19 protein-coding genes are annotated in these 16,872 nt (G+C 33.5%); 13 read left to right on the top strand and 6 right to left on the bottom strand.

Annotated elements, in window-relative coordinates; genetic code table 11:
• Positions 1 to 198: 198 nt before the first annotated feature.
• The 8 genes from ACP7AT_RS08320 (at position 199) to ACP7AT_RS08285 (ending at position 6,273) form a co-directional block, all read left to right on the top strand.
• Positions 199 to 1,308, top strand: coding sequence for a glycosyltransferase family 4 protein (locus tag ACP7AT_RS08320; RefSeq protein WP_426063877.1), 1,110 nt, complete (start codon positions 199 to 201; stop codon positions 1,306 to 1,308).
• Complete coding sequence (locus ACP7AT_RS08315) at positions 1,298 to 1,864, top strand: L-threonylcarbamoyladenylate synthase (protein ID WP_426063876.1); 567 nt, start codon at positions 1,298 to 1,300, stop codon at positions 1,862 to 1,864. Before ACP7AT_RS08320 ends, ACP7AT_RS08315 begins: the two co-directional genes overlap by 11 nt.
• Before the next feature lie 73 nt (positions 1,865 to 1,937).
• The gene (locus tag ACP7AT_RS08310; RefSeq protein WP_426063875.1) at positions 1,938 to 3,365 is read left to right on the top strand and encodes a CCA tRNA nucleotidyltransferase; all 1,428 of its coding nucleotides are present in this window, start codon (positions 1,938 to 1,940) and stop codon (positions 3,363 to 3,365) included.
• Between the two features lie 57 nt (positions 3,366 to 3,422).
• Complete coding sequence (locus ACP7AT_RS08305; protein WP_426063874.1) at positions 3,423 to 3,716, top strand: hypothetical protein; 294 nt, start codon at positions 3,423 to 3,425, stop codon at positions 3,714 to 3,716.
• Positions 3,692 to 3,997 carry a type II toxin-antitoxin system RelE/ParE family toxin gene (locus tag ACP7AT_RS08300; protein WP_426063873.1) on the top strand — a complete coding sequence of 102 codons (306 nt, stop codon included), beginning with the start codon at positions 3,692 to 3,694 and terminating at the stop codon, positions 3,995 to 3,997. The genes ACP7AT_RS08305 and ACP7AT_RS08300 overlap by 25 nt, the downstream gene beginning before the upstream one ends.
• The gene (locus tag ACP7AT_RS08295; protein WP_426063872.1) at positions 3,998 to 5,020 is read left to right on the top strand and encodes a COX15/CtaA family protein; all 1,023 of its coding nucleotides are present in this window, start codon (positions 3,998 to 4,000) and stop codon (positions 5,018 to 5,020) included. It begins immediately after the preceding gene.
• Between the two features lie 58 nt (positions 5,021 to 5,078).
• Entirely contained in the window at positions 5,079 to 5,852 is a 774-nt protein-coding gene (locus ACP7AT_RS08290; RefSeq protein ID WP_426063871.1) for a CDP-alcohol phosphatidyltransferase family protein, read from the top strand.
• Between the two features lie 238 nt (positions 5,853 to 6,090).
• On the top strand, positions 6,091 to 6,273 hold the full coding sequence (locus ACP7AT_RS08285) for a CsbD family protein (RefSeq protein ID WP_091208473.1): 183 nt from the start codon (positions 6,091 to 6,093) through the stop codon (positions 6,271 to 6,273).
• A 107-nt stretch (positions 6,274 to 6,380) separates the two neighbouring features.
• On the opposite strand, the gene ACP7AT_RS08280 is transcribed toward ACP7AT_RS08285, so the two are convergent.
• The 6 genes from ACP7AT_RS08280 to ACP7AT_RS08255 all read right to left on the bottom strand — a co-directional run bounded on the left by ACP7AT_RS08280 (position 6,381) and on the right by ACP7AT_RS08255 (position 12,310).
• Positions 6,381 to 7,148, bottom strand: a complete 768-nt coding sequence (locus ACP7AT_RS08280; RefSeq protein ID WP_426063870.1) for a LytR/AlgR family response regulator transcription factor — start codon at positions 7,146 to 7,148, stop codon at positions 6,381 to 6,383.
• 58 nt (positions 7,149 to 7,206) lie between these two features.
• Positions 7,207 to 7,542 carry a 2TM domain-containing protein gene (locus ACP7AT_RS08275; RefSeq protein ID WP_426063869.1) on the bottom strand — a complete coding sequence of 112 codons (336 nt, stop codon included), beginning with the start codon at positions 7,540 to 7,542 and terminating at the stop codon, positions 7,207 to 7,209.
• A gap of 68 nt (positions 7,543 to 7,610) precedes the next feature.
• Positions 7,611 to 7,916 (bottom strand): 2TM domain-containing protein, encoded by a 306-nt coding sequence (locus ACP7AT_RS08270; RefSeq protein ID WP_426063868.1) that lies wholly within the window; start codon positions 7,914 to 7,916, stop codon positions 7,611 to 7,613.
• A 44-nt stretch (positions 7,917 to 7,960) separates the two neighbouring features.
• Positions 7,961 to 9,295 (bottom strand): histidine kinase, encoded by a 1,335-nt coding sequence (locus tag ACP7AT_RS08265; protein ID WP_426063867.1) that lies wholly within the window; start codon positions 9,293 to 9,295, stop codon positions 7,961 to 7,963.
• Positions 9,296 to 9,370: 75 nt separating this feature from the next.
• Positions 9,371 to 9,991 carry a hypothetical protein gene (locus tag ACP7AT_RS08260; RefSeq protein ID WP_426063866.1) on the bottom strand — a complete coding sequence of 207 codons (621 nt, stop codon included), beginning with the start codon at positions 9,989 to 9,991 and terminating at the stop codon, positions 9,371 to 9,373.
• Between the two features lie 219 nt (positions 9,992 to 10,210).
• Positions 10,211 to 12,310, bottom strand: a complete 2,100-nt coding sequence (locus ACP7AT_RS08255; protein WP_426064033.1) for a TonB-dependent receptor — start codon at positions 12,308 to 12,310, stop codon at positions 10,211 to 10,213.
• Positions 12,311 to 12,696: 386 nt separating this feature from the next.
• On the opposite strand from ACP7AT_RS08255, the gene ACP7AT_RS08250 reads away from it, so the two are divergent.
• The 5 genes from ACP7AT_RS08250 to ACP7AT_RS08230 all read left to right on the top strand — a co-directional run bounded on the left by ACP7AT_RS08250 (position 12,697) and on the right by ACP7AT_RS08230 (position 16,518).
• Complete coding sequence (locus tag ACP7AT_RS08250; protein ID WP_426064032.1) at positions 12,697 to 13,254, top strand: sugar O-acetyltransferase; 558 nt, start codon at positions 12,697 to 12,699, stop codon at positions 13,252 to 13,254.
• 83 nt (positions 13,255 to 13,337) lie between these two features.
• Positions 13,338 to 13,733, top strand: coding sequence for a hypothetical protein (locus ACP7AT_RS08245; RefSeq protein ID WP_426063865.1), 396 nt, complete (start codon positions 13,338 to 13,340; stop codon positions 13,731 to 13,733).
• A gap of 325 nt (positions 13,734 to 14,058) precedes the next feature.
• Complete coding sequence (locus ACP7AT_RS08240) at positions 14,059 to 14,448, top strand: VOC family protein (protein ID WP_426063864.1); 390 nt, start codon at positions 14,059 to 14,061, stop codon at positions 14,446 to 14,448.
• A gap of 174 nt (positions 14,449 to 14,622) precedes the next feature.
• On the top strand, positions 14,623 to 15,903 hold the full coding sequence (locus ACP7AT_RS08235; RefSeq protein ID WP_426063863.1) for a chloride channel protein: 1,281 nt from the start codon (positions 14,623 to 14,625) through the stop codon (positions 15,901 to 15,903).
• A 6-nt stretch (positions 15,904 to 15,909) separates the two neighbouring features.
• Positions 15,910 to 16,518, top strand: coding sequence for an HPP family protein (locus tag ACP7AT_RS08230; protein ID WP_426063862.1), 609 nt, complete (start codon positions 15,910 to 15,912; stop codon positions 16,516 to 16,518).
• Positions 16,519 to 16,872 lie beyond the last annotated feature (354 nt).

The following is a 16,872-nucleotide window of genomic DNA, read 5'->3' as shown; positions in this document are numbered from 1 at the left end:
ATTGACAAAAGTAGGTATTGAATATAAGACTTAAAATAATTAATGTAATTTTACCTGAAATTATGCCTAAATCATTCTTTAGTATCACATGTATGAGAACGTTTAGGAGGATCGAATTAAATAAATGTTAGAATTATGAATGAACTTTCTAATAAAAACCAAAAATTATTAAAGAAATTTAAACAATAAAATCAATATATGACCATTCTACATATATCTGCAGTAAAAAGTTGGGGCGGTGGCGAAAACCATATTGAAAATCTATGTTTTGAATTGACACAATCAAATCCAGAAGTCATCAATGTCGTTTTGTGTGTGAAAGATCAACTTTTTCATCAACGCTTGTCAAAGACCAATATCATAACGGAAACTGCGCCTTTATCTATTAATTTGGACCTTCGTTTTGCTTTAAAAATAATTAGAATGAGCAGGAAATATAAAGCCAATATAATTCACTTGCACGACCCGTCTGCGATTGTTTTAGCCATTTTAGCCGATAAATTTTTCAGTTTGCCTCCTTTTGTCTTTAGTAAAAAAACATCGTTTCCTATTAAAAACAAAAAGTTGACACTTTACAAATACAATTATTCTAAGATTAAAAAGTATTTATGTGTTTCTGAGGAAACCAAAAGAATCACAGCAGAAGCAATAGTTGATAATGACAAACTGATTACAATTTATCACGGAACAAATATTGGTACTAAAGATTCTTTAACTCCATTTTTATTAAGAGAAAAATTTGGAATCGATTCTTCAAAAAAAATAATCGGAATAATAGGCAATCACATTAGAGCAAAAAATTTTGAAACTTTGATTGAGACCGTTAATATAATTGTAAATATTCAAAAAAAGACTGATTATATTTTTATTCAAATAGGAAGTCAAACGGATCGTTCAGAAGACTTATTGCAAAGTGTAAAAAACTTAAATTTAGAGAAAAACATTCTGTTTTTAGGGTACATGCCGAACGCTTCCAATTTCATTCCGCAATTTGATACGTTGCTGCTGACTTCACAAAGCGAAGGAATTCCGCAAGTTATTTATGAAAGTTTTTATCATAAAATACCCGTGATCAGTACAAATGTGGGTGGAATTCCTGAAATTGTACAGGACGGAATCAACGGACTTTTAGCTCCAAAACAAAAACCGGAAATATTAGCTCAAAAAATAGAATATCTATTTAATAACGAACATTTGATTTCAGATTTTGTTGCTATTTCTAAAGAAAATCTGCTAAAATATTACACGACATCGATTATGGCTCAAAAAACTTTACAAGAATATAAAACTATATTAAATGGAAATTAACGACGAAATACATAAAGCTTACGAAGTTATAAAAGAAGGCGGAATCATCCTGTATCCTACTGACACCGTTTGGGGAATTGGTTGTGACGCCACAAATCCTGAAGCTGTAGCCAAAATATACAAGCTCAAGAAAAGAATTGAAACTCAAAGCATGATTGTTTTGATGAATGGTGAAAAAATGATGTACAATGTCTTTAAAGACATACCAGAAGTGGCCTGGCAAATAATGGATTTAGCTGAAAATCCAACCACTTTAGTTCTGGACAAACCAAGAAACGTAGCCCCAAATTTAATTGCATCAGATAATACGTTGGGAATTCGAATCGTGAAAGAGCCTTTTTGCTTCAAGTTAATGGAAAAAATGAAAAAACCGTTAGTTTCAACATCGGCAAATATCTCCGGACAACCTACTCCAAAAAGTTTTAAAGAAATCAGTCCTGAAATTATAAAAGGCGTGGACTATGTTGTAAATTTGCATCGCGAAAAAATTGCCGGAAAACCTTCTACAATTATAAAATTAACGAACGATTCTCAGGTAAAAGTGATCCGTAAATAGTAATGAGTTTTCAGTCGCAGTTTTCAGTTTTCAGGACTTAAAACCTTAAACTTCAAACTTTAAACACATAAGAATGAATATTAAAACTTGCTATAAAGAGTTTTTAAACAATAAAATTTTCGAGGTCATCTCTCAAGCTTCCCAAGAACTTAACGTTGATAGTTATGTGATTGGTGGTTTCGTAAGAGATTTACTTTTGAACAGAGACTTTAAAAAAGACATTGACATTGTTGCTGTTGGCAGCGGAATCGAACTGGCTTTAAAAGTTTCTCAACTACTCCCTAACAAACCAAAAGTTCAGGTTTTCAAAACCTACGGAACAGCGATGTTGCGTTTTGAAGACACCGAAATTGAATTTGTAGGCGCCAGAAAAGAGTCCTATAATCTCGATAGCCGAAACCCCGTTGTAGAAAACGGAACATTAGAAGACGACCAAAATCGCCGCGATTTCACTATTAACGCTTTGGCTTTATCCTTAAACGCAAAGAATTTCGGAGAATTATCCGATCCTTTTAATGGATTGGAAGATTTAAAGCACAAAATAATCCGAACACCTTTAGATCCTGATATTACTTTTTCTGATGATCCGTTACGCATGTTGAGAGGGATTCGTTTTGCGAACCAATTGGGGTTTGAAATTGAAGGAAATTCGTTGAACTCTTTAACCAAAAACGCAGACCGAATCAAAATCATTTCCGGAGAACGCATTGTTGATGAATTGAATAAAATACTTTCGACAGACAAACCTTCTGTCGGTTTCTTGTTGTTGTTCAAAACCGGACTTCTAGATATTATTCTTCCAGAATTGACTGCACTGAATCAAGTTGAAGAAATTGAAGGCCATACACATAAAAATAATTTCTATCACACGCTGGAAGTTGTTGATAATATTTGTCCACAAACTGATGATGTTTGGTTGCGCTGGTCAGCATTATTGCACGATATTGGAAAAGCACCAACGAAACGCTTTAATAAAAAACAAGGCTGGACTTTTCATGGACATGAATTTCTTGGTGGAAAAATGGCGAAAAAGATATTTGAGCGATTGCACATGCCATTGAATCACAAAATGAAATTTGTACAGAAAATGGTAATGATGAGTTCACGTCCGATTGTTTTATCTCAAGACACGGTTACAGATTCAGCGGTGCGCCGTTTAGTTTTTGATGCTGGTGAAGATGTTGAAAATTTAATGACGTTGTGCGAAGCAGATATCACTACCAAAAACCCAAATAAATTCAAAAAGTATCACAGCAACTTCGAAATCGTCCGTAAGAAAATTGTGGAAGTCGAAGCACGTGATCAAGTGCGAAATTTTCAACCGCCGATCTCGGGAGAAGAAATCATGGAAATATTCAACTTGAAACCATCCAAAGAAATTGGGATATTAAAAGAAGCGGTAAAAGAAGCCATTATAGAAGGTGAAATCCCAAATGAATATCGAGCGGCTTATGATTTTGTTTTAAAAAGAGGAGAGAAATTAGGGCTAAATAAAGTTTAACTAGTGTTTAGTTTAAATTTTTAAAGATTTTATTTAAATTTACTAAAAATTAGAAACATGAATATTTCCGATTTAAAACGAGATCTGATTAAAAAAATATCTGAAACTGAGGACAGTGTTTTGTTGCTACAAATCAATACTTTATTGAACGAAAAAAACGAAAATGAATCAGAAAAAAATATGTCTTCAGTTCATGAACCTGCCTTAAAATATGAAAGTGTCAGAATTTTTTCAGCAGAAGAACAGCGAAAAATAAACATCGCCTTAAAACAAGTTGAAAATGGCGAATTTATTTCTGATGAAGAAGCCCAAATTGAAATAGAAAAATGGTTCGAAGAACAAGAAAAGTAGTTTGGACTACATTTGCAAGAGAATCAAGAACTGCAATTTTTTTATTTTGGAATAAAAGAAATAAATCTACGAATTACAGTAAAAAACTTCATGTCTTATTTCAAGATTCAATACAACAACTTACGGTTTTTCCTGAAAGCTGTATAAAATCTAACAACGAAAATGTACGACTCAAAATTGCAAGTCATTTCGAAATTATCTACACTATTTCAGATACTCAAATTTTTGTTTTAGACATTTGGGACACAAGACAAAATCCTCAAAATTTTCCAATTCAATAAATGAAAAATAAAAATAAATCCGTAATTATCTGGCTGCTTTCAGGATGCTTATTATTGTTTATGATGGTTGTAGTAGGTGGAATTACCCGATTGACCAATTCCGGTTTATCCATGACCGACTGGCATTTAGTAACCGATACTTTTCCGCCTTTGACAGAGGAAAAATGGTCACAAGCTTTTGCCGAATATAAAAAATTTCCAGAGTATCAAAAAATCAATGTTCACAATGATTTTACGCTCAGTGATTATAAATTTATCTACTTCTGGGAGTGGTTTCACCGCTTAATAGGACGAATTATTGGTTTGGCATTTATTATTCCTTTTGTCTATTTCTTGTTCAAGAAACGTCTTTCACCAGAAACAATCAAAAAATGCATTGTATTGCTATTTATGGGCGGTTTTCAGGGCTTCCTGGGTTGGTTCATGGTGCGTAGCGGATTAATCGACAATCCGGATGTTAGCCATTTTAGATTGGCATTACATCTCACATTTGCCTTTTTAACGTTTGCTTACACACTTTGGGTAGCTTTAGATTTAATTTACCCAAACAAAACTGCAGTTATCCAGCCATTGCGAAATCTTGCGCGTGTCGCATTAGTTTTTCTAATTATCCAAATCATTTATGGCGGTTTTGTTGCCGGTTTGAACGCCGGATTAATTCACGATCATTGGCCTTTAATGAGCGACGGACAATTCATTCACGACAGTGTTTTCATTGAGAAAAGCACCTTGTTTTTAAATTTTATCGAAGGAAAAAGCGGCGTTCAATTCGTACACAGAACCATGGCGTATGTTGTGGTAGGATTAATTCTCGCACTTTATTTCATCAGTAAAAAACATGTTGTTTCCTCGCTTCAGAAAAAAGGAATCACTATCTTAGTGTTGATTGTATTTTTGCAGTTCCTATTAGGCGTGTTTACTTTACTTTATGGTGTTCCACTTTGGCTGGGATTGTTACATCAAGTAATGGCCTTCTTTTTACTAGCGGCAATGACATTCACTTTACATCGATTATCAAAATAAAAGCATAACAACTGTTACACCTGACTATATTGTCGCATTTCATTGTTTATTAACGTAAATGTCTAAACTTGCCGCTCAAGATAAATTTCTGGATTTATCAGATTATGGAAGAACCTTCGGAAAGTTCCTAGCCAATCAATTAAAAAACACCCGCTTTACTCCCATACATGTTACGTTGCTTTTTGGTATTTGCGGTTTGATAGCCATTTATTTTATTCTGGACGGATCTTACTTTTTAGCCGGTTTTTTCATTTTGTTGAAATCAGGAATTGATGCTGCAGATGGCGAACTGGCAAGACTAAAAAAAACGCCTTCTTACACCGGAAGATATTTAGACAGTGTATTTGATATCATCCTAAATTTTCTCTTTTTGATGACAATTTGCTACGTTTCAAAAACGAATATCTGGATGACATTTTTGGCCTTTATCGGCATTCAATTACAAGGCACTTTATACAATTATTACTATGTCATTTTAAGAAACAAATCCGTTGGCGGAGATACAACCAGTAAAATTTTCGAAAATAAATCTCCTGAAGCTTTACCCGGAGAAACCCAAAAATCAGTTGATATTTTATTCCTAATTTATACTATTGTATATGGTGCTTTTGATAAAATAATTCACACACTTGATAAAGATGCTTACAAAGTAAAAACGTTTCCAAACTGGTTTATGACTCTGGTTTCTATCTACGGATTAGGCTTTCAATTATTGATTATAGCTGTAATGTTACCTATGAATTTAATAGAATATATCATTCCGTTTTTTATACTTTACACCACATTAATTTTTGTTATTATCGGTATTCGAAAAGTATTTTTTAAGGTTTAAATTCATCATAGACATAATCTATATCATAAACACAAAACACACATTACCAGTATTTTAAGTAATTACACCTCTACTTATAATTTAGCACCTATTTTAATCAAGTTCGATACATTGCAACAAAAAAGTATTATGTCATTTATCGGAATTATATAATAGTTCCATTTAATTGTATAACAATTTTATGGTTTAAAATTGCAAAATTTGTCAAGAACAAATAGTAATTTAAAACTTGTATATTATGCCAAATTCAAAAGAGATTGAAGGAAACTGGAATGAGTTAAAAGGAAAACTTAAACAAAAATTTGCCGATTTGACGGATGATGATTTATTATACGATGAGGGTAAAGAAGATGAAATGTGGGGTAAATTACAACAAAAATTAGGCAAGACACAAAAAGAAATTAAATCACTACTTGATTAATTTTAAATCCTAAACTTACATAAACTGTTTCAATTGCAAGTGTCAAAATTTCTCCTTTTCAGGATTTTTTTAACTGTATTTGAAACAGTTTTTTTTACGCTCTAAAACTACCCAATCCAGGTTTTAAAATCGGATACTTTTTCCCTGCTTACAATCACATCTTCTTCTGAAAAGGAAGGCAAAATAACTTTTAATCGGGAGTTACTGTAGACTACAATTTCTTTTATTGCTTTAAGAGGAACTATAAATTTTCGGTTAATCCGAAAGAAATTGGCGGGATCTAATTCCTTTTCTAAAAGTTCCAAAGTACATTCGATTAAATAATCCCTTTTATCAAAAGTGTGAATGTAAGTTCCTTTATTTTCACTAAAAAAACATTCGATTTCATCTATTGAAATCACTTTCAAATGTTGGCCTATTTTTACCGTAAACCGTTTTTTATAGTTTTTCTCAAATGGATTGATTAACATCTTTTTGATTTCCTCAAAATCGATTCCAAGGCTCTGTGATTGTATTTCCTCTTTTGGCAAAAGCGATTTAAATTTCGCGACAGCAATTTTTAAATCGTCCTCATCAATGGGTTTCAAAAGATAATCGATACTGTTCAATTTGAAAGCCCGAAGGGCATATTCATCATAAGCCGTTGTGAAAATTACGGCACTCTTAATTTCAACTTTTTCAAATATTTCAAATGACAACCCATCCGACAATTGAATGTCAAGAAAGATCAAATCCGGGTGCCCATTTTTAGAAAACCATTCTATAGATTCTTCCACGGAATGAAGCATCACTCCTACTCCAATATTTAGCTTTCCAAGTTTTCTCTGAAGCAATCTCGCAGCTGGTTTTTCGTCTTCTATTATTATTGTAGTCATATTTGGATTTTGGGTTTTAAGCTTTGGGTTACAATACTACAGTCTAGAAAGCTATTTATTACTCCCATTTTTCGCTTTTTTCTTTCTCCATCAACTCCCTGATTTTTCTATCTTCCCAGTTTCTTCCAAAAATCCAGTTTGGCAAGAAAACAGAAAATCCGTGTGCCACTATTCCTACTCCCCACACGAATGCCGTAAAGAAATTTTCTGTTTTGAAATAACTTTCTCCTGGATCCAAATCTCTAATATTGATGAATACAATCATTATATTTACGGCTATATACACTATTAAATGCGTATAAAAACCTTTCAATCGCTTTACTTCCTGTTTGGCGGCTGCGTACTTATCTTCCGGTTGGAATTCTCCAAACTCAAAATTATAATTTCTTTTCATTTTAATATTGTTAAGTGTCATTAGAATTAAAAACAAAAGCAATTCTATTTTAGTGCAAAAATGGGATCTTACGTCCAAGTATCTTTTCTCCCATTTTCTTTATCCATCAACTCCTTAATTTTTTGGTCTTCCCAATCTTTACCAAAAAATGGCATATAATTAAAGACTTTCATACCATGAAAAATCACTCCAATTCCCCACCCTAACAGAGGCCAAAAAAACCATAAATGCTCGGGAGATGTCACTAAATTTATGATTAGGAGAGCAATATTAACGATTACATAGGCAGTCAAATTCCCATAGAAACTTTTAATTTCTTCCACTTGTTTTTTCGCTTCAAAATAGCGCTCTTCATTTTGATATGTATTTTTCATGATTCTTTATTTAAATTTTTCTCTGTTTAAAACGCATCTGATTCTTATCTCCAAGTTTGATTATGCTCTTCTTTGCGCAAAATTTCCTGAATTTTTCTTTCTTCCCAATTGGAACTGTAACCAAAAACCTTGAATGCATGCATCGTCAATCCAAATCCCCATCCGGCTGCAGAAAACCAAAACCATTGAAACTGTGGTGAAAACGTTAAATTGATGTAAATTAAAAATGGAATTACACAACAGTAAGAAATCAAGTTTCCGTAAAATCCTTTTAGCGCTTCCACTCGCTTTTTGGCTCTATAATAGGCGCTATTTTCATTGGTGGTTGTCGTTGTTTCCATAACCGAAATTTGTTTGGTTAAAATAGGTATTTTAACCGTAAATGTTTTTTCGTTTTGAGCAATCAAAACTTTTCTATTGGTAATAATTCCATAACGATTGATGATATTTTGCAAACCAACTCCTTGACGCTCCTGCAAAACTTCTTTCTTTTGATAATCATTTTGAATAGCAAGATAATCTCCTTCAATAGTAATGCGAATGTGTAAAGGCCTTTGTTCACTCACTACATTATGTTTTACGGTATTCTCCAATAAAAGCTGTAAAGAAAGTGGAACTACCTTGGCCTCAGGATTGATGTCTGCTACAGGTAATTCGTAAAATAAACTGTTCTCAAAACGCATTTTGAGCAGGTTCATATATGTTTTAGCGAAAGCCAGTTCTTCCTCGACAGAAACTAACTCTTTATCTTTTTGCTCTAATACATATCTGTAAATTTTGGACAAGGAAGTCGTAAATCGTTGCGCATTGTCTGGATTTTCTTCGATTAAAGAACTTAATACATTCAAACTGTTGAAAAGAAAATGAGGATCAATTTGGTTCTTTAAACTTTCAAACTTCGCATTTGCTGTTCCTGCGATAATTTTCTGTTCTTTGACTTTGTTTTCATTATACGCTTTGTAAAATGTAATAGTGTAAATGGATAATGTGACAAAAAAAGTGATTATTATTGATCCTAAATAGCTAGAGGGCTTTTCGTTAGTCAAGAAGTAGTCAAAAGAGTTTTTATTGTACACCACTTCCTCAAAAACGTGCATAAAAAAAATGACCAACAATGAAACCAAAAACGAACCTATAAAACCAAATGCTATTCTTTTTACTGAAAAACGTTCTTCAAAATAAGAGTCTAATTTCCAAAAAAGAAACATGTTTGCAGCATATAAAGAGAAAGTATACATCATTGTGAAAAAAAAATTGATCAGCAGTCTCTTACCAAAATAGATTTCACTTCCCATTATCACATTGACTAATTGAATCACTGCAAAAATTAGTAGGGTCAGTTTTATTGCTCTTTGAAGTTCTTTATATATTCTACTCATTTTATTATGCTTTTAATTTAGAAGCTGCAATCACGAAAAGGCTTTGAAAGTTTTACTCTCTATCGTTTCATTTTCCTATTTACAATTTTTCTGTGCTGCTAATGCTCGGTCCAATCCCCATTTTGGAGAAAAAGGTGTTTCAGGTTTAAAAGTAGCAAAAAGTCCGATAGCTTTTTCAATTTGCGCACATATTGGTTTGGTGTCTGTTCCCCAAAATTGAGAGCTACCAATTTCAAATTCGGCTTTACCAAAAACAACTCTTGGGTTTTCCGGAGCGATTGCCTCTGCTTTTCCGTACAATTCCATAACCGTTCCAGATAATTTTTGTCCGTTTGTCATTGGGTCAAAAGCAATCCAAGCCGTATAAATCATTGCTTGCATGACCAATAATTCGGCATTATTTGGATTTTTATCCAGTTCTATATCTAATGATTTTTGCGCTTTCAAAAGTAAAAAATCCATTTGCTCTTTATCTTTTGTTCTAAAAGCAGTTGTGGTATTCACCAATGCAACATAATAATTTGGCAACCAACTTGTTTTTTCAGCACCGGAAATTCTTTCGAACAAATCAGAAGCTTCCGTGTTTTTTCCTTCGCCCCATAATTGGAACGCCTTTCCCATACCTTGTTCGAATTGCCCTTGAGCCGATAATAAACTACAGATAAAAAATGCGATTGTTGTGATAATTTTAGTCATGATTTCTTGTTTTTAATTGTTGTTTTTTGATGATTGAAACATTGTGTTATTTATACTTCAAAAGTATCTCGGTTTTCATTGGATTAAAATTTATAAATACTGAACTGTCAATTTTGATGGATGAGTTGTGATTTAGTCGAAAGTTATAAAGCCGAAAGTCATAAAGTGGAATGAGTTTCCGTTTAATAGGATTTTATACTTTTGACATTACGACCATTTTTAAAGATTCCTCAACTGATTGTCTTTTTTATCGTTGCTTATCGTCCAAAAGAATCCGACAAAGAAAAAACGATCTGCCACAGGAATAATTGCTTTTCTGTTATAAAAGCCCGCATTATCCGGATTGTTCGCATATTCGTAGCCAAAAACATTTTGACTTCCTAAAACATTAGAAACCGAGAAGTATAAAATCTTTTGCTGTGATAGCAAATACGCCCAATTGAAGCTCAAAGTGTTGTACGATTTGGTTTTTCCATTCATAAATTTCGTTTCATTTGGATTGTTGTATGGTCGTCCGGAACTGTATGAATTCGTGAAACCTATTTGCGATTTCCAATCGTTTATCCAGTATTTCGTAACGATTGACAAACTGTGATCAGCCACAAAACTTGGTGTCACTTGAGAACTGAAATTTTTATAATCTCTTTCGGTATCGATGTAGGAATATGAAACCCAATATTCTAAATTTTTGATTGATTTTCCATCTCTCCAAAACAAATCCAAACCTTTAGCATAACCAGAACCGGTATTATTGTAAATCGAATTATATGCGGCCATTTGGGTGTCGAATTTTACTAAATCGCGATAGTCTTTATGATAGGTTTCAGCACGAAATGTTTTCCCGTTTTTATTGTATTGAAAATTCAAAATATAATGCGACGCTTTTTCGCTTTCAAACTGATTGTTATTGGAATACTTGATATATTCCGCACTTGGAGTTTGAGTAAAATCGCCATAGGCAAATGAAAATTGACTGTTTTTCGCCATTTTATAAGCAAATGAAATTCGGGGGGAAATAACATTTTCATTTAGCAAATCGTTATTTGAAGCTCTTAAGCCTACTTTTGCAGCCCATTTTTTAGAGAAAAAAATATCAGCTTCAGTGTAAACAGCCGCAATGTTTGCATCGTAGCCATTGGTAAAAACCGACCCTGAATTTTCGTTGAAATTTTCATTGAACTGTGTAATAAAATAATCGGCTCCAAAGGAAATTTTTACTCTTTCAGAAAAACTTTTTTTCAATTTTAATTTCAAATGAGCCGCATTTTCATCATTGTTCACTTTATCTGAATCAATATTTATTTTATTATTGCTATAGCCATAACTCAACCCGGAAGTAATTTGCCAATTATTCCCAAAAACGCCTTTGTAAGACGAATTCAAATAGAAATTATTGTTATTTAAATCAACTCTGATTTTCTCTGGCGAATTAATATTTTCTTGATTAATATCAAATTTAGAACTATCAAAAGCAGCGTACACTTTCAAAATCCCATTATTAAAGTTATAGCGATACACCGTTTCTCCAGACAACGATTGAAAAGGACTGTTCCAATCTACATTTTGTGGAATCAAAGCCTGATAAGGCGCTAAATTGATGTAATTCGCATTTACGCTCAACGAACTTTTTTTCCATTTTTGGATATTTCCAATTCCTAAACCCACAGTCATCAATGCTATTTCAGTTTTATTTTGGTCTGGGTCATCTTGTGTATTCAAAAGTAAAACACTGGATAATGCTTCGCCAAATTCCGCTGAGTATCCGCCAGTAGAAAATGATATTCCGCTAAACAAAAAAGGAGAAAACCTTCCACGTGTAGGCAGATTATTCGTGGTTGCGCCATAGGGTTGCGCCACCCGAATCCCGTCAACAAAAGTTTGTGTTTCATTGGCCTCTCCGCCACGAACAAACAATCTCCCGTCCTCGCCTACCGTTTGTGTTCCCGGCAACGTTTGCAAAGCCGCAATAATATTTCCTGCTGAACCCGCTGTAGTTACGATGTCTAATGGTTTCAAGACCGAAACTCTAGCTTTATCGCCCGCTTCTAATGTTCCTGCCGTAATCACAACTGCATCTAGCGACGTCACGCTTTCTCTTAATTTGATGGTTTCATTTCTGAAATTAGCGACATCAATTATGATTTTTGAAGTTTCATAAATCAGGAAACTCACTACTAAAGTTTTATTTCCAGTTGTTGTAGTCGTAAAACTAAAATCACCCGTTTCACCGCTGGATGCGCCGTCATAAGTTCCTTCGATAAAAATATTAGCTCCAGAAACCGGTTTTCCTTTCTCATCCACCACTTTTCCCGAAATCATATTTTGTGAAAAAATAGTCAAGCTGAATAATAAAAAGGCAAATAAAAAAATTGAATTAAGACTTTTCTTGGAATGATTTGGCTGTTTCGTAAATGTTAGTTTCATCGTATTTGAATTTTTGATGAAGTAAATATATTTTAGAAAATAAGGTTGCAGAACAATACTATACTGAACTGTTGAAATACGAGGATGAGTTGTAATAATTTTAATTTTAGATTATATTTACAACGCACTATTGCGCTTCAGTAGCAGGATTAGCATGAGGGATAGTAGTGAAAATCCTTTCTTGGCTCGCTGTTCAAGCGAGCCAAGAAAGATTGTAACGAATAGCCCGACCGGAGCTTTTGCGCAGGGCATGCCCAAAAATAAAAAAACTAAGTATGGAAATAAAAACCGAAAAAGAAAAAATGATTGCCGGAGAATATTACTTGGCAGGCGATCCTGTTTTAGTAAAAGACCGACGAAAATCTAAAAATTTACTCCACCGATTAAATGTTATTGAGTACAGAGTGACCAAAAAAGCGCGGGAAATACTAAAAGAGTTGATTCCTAATGCAGGAGGAAATCTTTATATTGAACCTCCATTTTTTTGCGATTACGGCTACAATATTAGTTGTGGTGAAAATGTATATTTCAATGTAAACTGTGTTGTCTTAGATTGTGCCAAAGTCACTATTGGTTCAAATGTCTTTTTTGCACCGGGAGTTCAATTGTACACCGCCACACATCCGCTGGATGCTGAACTGAGAAAAACGCTGGAAAATGCATTACCAATAACCATTGGCGATGATTGCTGGATTGGCGGAAATTCAGTTATTTGTCCCGGTATTACCATTGGCAATGGATGTGTAATTGGCGCGGGCTCTGTGGTTACAAAAGATATTCCGGACAATTCTTTGGCAGTGGGAAATCCGGCAAAAGTGATTCGGAAATTGAATGTGTGATGAATTTCAAAAGCAAAATAGGAATTATTCAAAACTAAATTTTATTATATTTGTTATCACAAATTAACCTTAAATAACTCATAATGAAACCTCTAAAAGTATTTCTAGTCTTGGCAATTCTTATTGTCGCAAGCTCTGTTTCGGCACAATCCACTTTTGACAAATGGCCCGCCATAAAAGAATTTCACGAAGTTATGTCGCAAACATTCCATCCGGCAGAAGAAGGGAATTTAGCGCCAATAAAAGCACGTTCGGAAGAAATGATGAACAAAGCAACGATGTTATTAAAATCTGATATCCCAACAGAATTTAGAACGGACGCTATATTAGTTTTAGCGGAACGATTACAACTTAAAAGCAAAGCGCTTCACAAATTAGTAAAGTCTAGTGGAACTGATGCCGCAATTGTAAAATCAATTACGGACTTACACGACACTTTCCATCAAATTGTAGGACTTTGTTCCGATGCAAAAAAATAAAAACCTAAAGCCTAATCAACCGACTAGGCTTTTTACATTTTACACCTAATCCATTCAAAAAATATGTCGTAATTAGTATCTAAACTTCAGAACGTTCCCATTGCAATCCTTAGAAAATTCTTGGAAAAAGACAAACCTTTTCAAGTTGAAAATAATATGTTTTCGGAAGATAATTAGCAAAATGCAGATGATGACAATGAAGAGTTATTTCTTCTACGTATCAAAGATATTGATGAAACCAAAGCGCTGATTCATAAACTGAATTCTGACTCTTTGACCCGAGATCCCAACGCAAATATTCCTGTAATAACTTTTTTAAAACAACATGCTTCAACTTAATAAAATTCATCATATTGCCGTTATTTGTTCGGATTATCAGAAATCTAAAACGTTCTACACAAGAATTTTAGGGCTTACAATTATTCAGGAAATTTACCGTGAGGAAAGACAATCGTATAAACTTGATTTGGCACTTGACGGTGAATATGTAATAGAATTATTCTCATTTCCAAATCCACCAAAACGTCCTTCTTTTCCTGAAGCGGCTGGAATGCGCCATTTAGCTTTTGAAGTGAACGATATTCAATTAACTCGCGATTTTTTAGTCCATAAAAATATCAGTTCAGAGGAAATTCGTGTTGATGAGCACACTAAAAAACGTTTTTTCTTCATTGCAGATCCCGATGAATTACCAATAGAATTTTATGAAAAATAAATCGTTTTTATTCACAAAAAAGTAAAAATAGTATCAATATCATAAAAGGAAATTGTCAAACTCTTTTTTCATTTCAAATTTGATTTTGTTTCTTTAATTTTGTAATAATCAGATACATTACTTTAAATGATTGCTCTTTTATTTAGAGTATATAAAGATCGCAAACAATTTTAAATGAACAATACCGCAAAAATTAAAAAGAATTATCATTTCATTAAATTTCAAAAACTAGTTATTGTATCCATTCTAATTGGTTTTCTTTCTGCTTTTTTAGGTGTTATTTTAAAAAACACAACAGAGTATTACGAAGAAATCTTTTTTCATCAAACGATTGTAAATCCAATATTTTTTGTTGTTTTTCCAGTTTTTGGCTTGTCAGTTATTTATTTTTTACGGGAATATTTATTCAAGAAAAAGGAAAATAAGGGAATAAAAGAAGTTTTTGAAAGTACTAATTCCATTTCGAAGAATTTACCCAGCTACAAAATTCCATCTCATTTCATTAACGGGTTGTTAACCGTAGTTTTTGGTGGCTCTACAGGAATAGAAGTTTCGACAGTTGTCGCTTCGGCTACTATTGGTTCCGTTGCACAACGCAAGCAAAACGTTTTTAGACAATATAAAACCGAATTAATTTGTGCGGGAGTTGCGGCGGGAATTACCGCATTATTCAGCAGCCCAATTGCCGGAATTTTATTTTCGCTGGAAGTAATCTCGAGAAAAGTAACTCGGGCATTTATATTGACTAACCTAATAGCTGTTTCAATCGCTTTTGGACTCATTTATTTGTTGGACGAAAAACCTTTGTTTGCAGTACACAATATCACTTGGCATGTAAGAGCAATTCCCTACTTCATCATTTTGGGAATTATAGCAGGAATAAATTCGGTTTATTTAACGCGCTGCGTGTTATTTTTTAAAGAACAATTTTCTAAAATAAAAGTACCTTATTTCAAAATCATCCTTGGATCTGTGATTTTAAGTATTTCCCTTTTTGTATTTCCACAGCTTTACGGCGAAGGATATCATGCCATCAAAACTATTTTTATAAATCCAAATGATATGGTGCTGTCGCTTTCATTGGTGTTAACTTTTATCGGGATTATAATTTTGAAACCTATTGTTACTTCAGTTACTTTAGCGGCAGGAGGAGATGGCGGTGTTTTTGCCCCAAGCCTGTTTATTGGTGCGTTTTTAGGACTATTAGTTGCCTTAATTCTGAACAAGTATTTCAATGCAAATGTGATTCCGATAAACTTCATTATTATTGGTATGGCAGCGGTTTTGAGCGCCAGTATTCATGCGCCTTTTACCGCTATATTTCTAGTTTGTGGCTTAACCAATGATTATACACTGATTCTTCCTATTTTACTGGTTTGTTTAATTTCAAAATATACAGCTAAAATCATCTATCCGTTCACAGTTTATTCGTATTCCCCAAGTTTAGCAAAATAATTTTCGATGAAAGTTCAAAAAATAAAAAGGAATTACCGTAAAACCAAATACATTCTGTACAAAGAAACTTTGGTTGATTTCAAAGAACATTTCTGGGCTTTTCTAGGTTCTTTTATAGGTATTGGAATAATAGCGTACTTGCAATCTCAAACGCTGTCACAATCTGATATGGTTTATTTGATCGGTTCTTTTGGCGCATCCAGTGTTTTAGTTTATGGTGTCATTCAAAGTCCATTAGCACAACCCAGAAACCTTATTGGAGGACATTTGATTTCGGCAATTATTGGTGTTACGGTCTATAAATTCGTTCCGGATGTAGTTTGGTTAACCGCTCCGCTTGCTGTTTCTCTGTCTATTGTTTTTATGCAAATGACTAAAACATTGCATCCACCAGGAGGCGCAACCGCTCTGATAGCAGTCACTGGCTCAAACGAAATTAAAAATCTAGGTTACTGGTATGTATTTTCTCCTGTTTTAAGCGGTGTACTTATTTTGCTTGCCGTAGCTTTAGTTTTTAATAACCTTGCTCATAGCAGGCAATATCCAAACCATAAAAAATACCATCAAGTCCGAAAAAGAATCGCTACTGTTTTTCAAAATAAGCCAAACCGTTAAAAAACTGAAGCTTCATCGTTACGAATAGTAGTTCGAATAAGAAAAACAATTCCTTTTCTGACTTCTAAACCTTTATTTTTACATATTTTCTGGTCATGCAAACGCAAATATCTTATCAACAGATCGAGCTGAACCAATGCCAACAAATAACATTCATTTGCAAGTTAAAAACAGTCAGACATTTGGTTTTGATGTTTTTTAATATATCTATAATGAAGCTTATTTTAGTACTATTTTAGAATAAAAACGCCGTTTAGCGAACAAACCGCATGAAGTTTATGATTACCGACTAATTGTGTTGTGGGGCATAAATTCTTACAATCAAATAGTTCGAAACTCACCTCTGTCAATTTT

Source organism: Flavobacterium sp. DSP2-3-1, assembly GCF_049896865.1.
GTDB lineage: Bacteria > Bacteroidota > Bacteroidia > Flavobacteriales > Flavobacteriaceae > Flavobacterium.
Note: the sequence above shows the minus strand (reverse complement) of the source record. Positions and strands in the feature narration are given on the sequence as shown.

Excerpts from the sequence above, each read along its gene's own strand:
- ACP7AT_RS08245 (WP_426063865.1), top strand. The coding sequence starts at position 13,338 with ATGAAACCTCTAAAAGTATTTCTAGTCTTGGCAATTCTTATTGTCGCA.
- ACP7AT_RS08305 (WP_426063874.1), top strand. The coding sequence starts at position 3,423 with ATGAATATTTCCGATTTAAAACGAGATCTGATTAAAAAAATATCTGAA.
- ACP7AT_RS08280 (WP_426063870.1), bottom strand. The coding sequence starts at position 7,148 with ATGACTACAATAATAATAGAAGACGAAAAACCAGCTGCGAGATTGCTT.
- ACP7AT_RS08275 (WP_426063869.1), bottom strand. The coding sequence starts at position 7,542 with ATGAAAAGAAATTATAATTTTGAGTTTGGAGAATTCCAACCGGAAGAT.
- ACP7AT_RS08300 (WP_426063873.1), top strand. The coding sequence starts at position 3,692 with ATGGTTCGAAGAACAAGAAAAGTAGTTTGGACTACATTTGCAAGAGAA.
- ACP7AT_RS08315 (WP_426063876.1), top strand. The coding sequence starts at position 1,298 with ATGGAAATTAACGACGAAATACATAAAGCTTACGAAGTTATAAAAGAA.
- ACP7AT_RS08285 (WP_091208473.1), top strand. The coding sequence starts at position 6,091 with ATGCCAAATTCAAAAGAGATTGAAGGAAACTGGAATGAGTTAAAAGGA.
- ACP7AT_RS08270 (WP_426063868.1), bottom strand. The coding sequence starts at position 7,916 with ATGAAAAATACATATCAAAATGAAGAGCGCTATTTTGAAGCGAAAAAA.
- ACP7AT_RS08255 (WP_426064033.1), bottom strand. The coding sequence starts at position 12,310 with ATGATTTCGGGAAAAGTGGTGGATGAGAAAGGAAAACCGGTTTCTGGA.
- ACP7AT_RS08230 (WP_426063862.1), top strand. The coding sequence starts at position 15,910 with ATGAAAGTTCAAAAAATAAAAAGGAATTACCGTAAAACCAAATACATT.
- ACP7AT_RS08320 (WP_426063877.1), top strand. The coding sequence starts at position 199 with ATGACCATTCTACATATATCTGCAGTAAAAAGTTGGGGCGGTGGCGAA.
- ACP7AT_RS08235 (WP_426063863.1), top strand. The coding sequence starts at position 14,623 with ATGAACAATACCGCAAAAATTAAAAAGAATTATCATTTCATTAAATTT.
- ACP7AT_RS08265 (WP_426063867.1), bottom strand. The coding sequence starts at position 9,295 with ATGAGTAGAATATATAAAGAACTTCAAAGAGCAATAAAACTGACCCTA.
- ACP7AT_RS08295 (WP_426063872.1), top strand. The coding sequence starts at position 3,998 with ATGAAAAATAAAAATAAATCCGTAATTATCTGGCTGCTTTCAGGATGC.
- ACP7AT_RS08310 (WP_426063875.1), top strand. The coding sequence starts at position 1,938 with ATGAATATTAAAACTTGCTATAAAGAGTTTTTAAACAATAAAATTTTC.
- ACP7AT_RS08260 (WP_426063866.1), bottom strand. The coding sequence starts at position 9,991 with ATGACTAAAATTATCACAACAATCGCATTTTTTATCTGTAGTTTATTA.
- ACP7AT_RS08240 (WP_426063864.1), top strand. The coding sequence starts at position 14,059 with ATGCTTCAACTTAATAAAATTCATCATATTGCCGTTATTTGTTCGGAT.
- ACP7AT_RS08290 (WP_426063871.1), top strand. The coding sequence starts at position 5,079 with ATGTCTAAACTTGCCGCTCAAGATAAATTTCTGGATTTATCAGATTAT.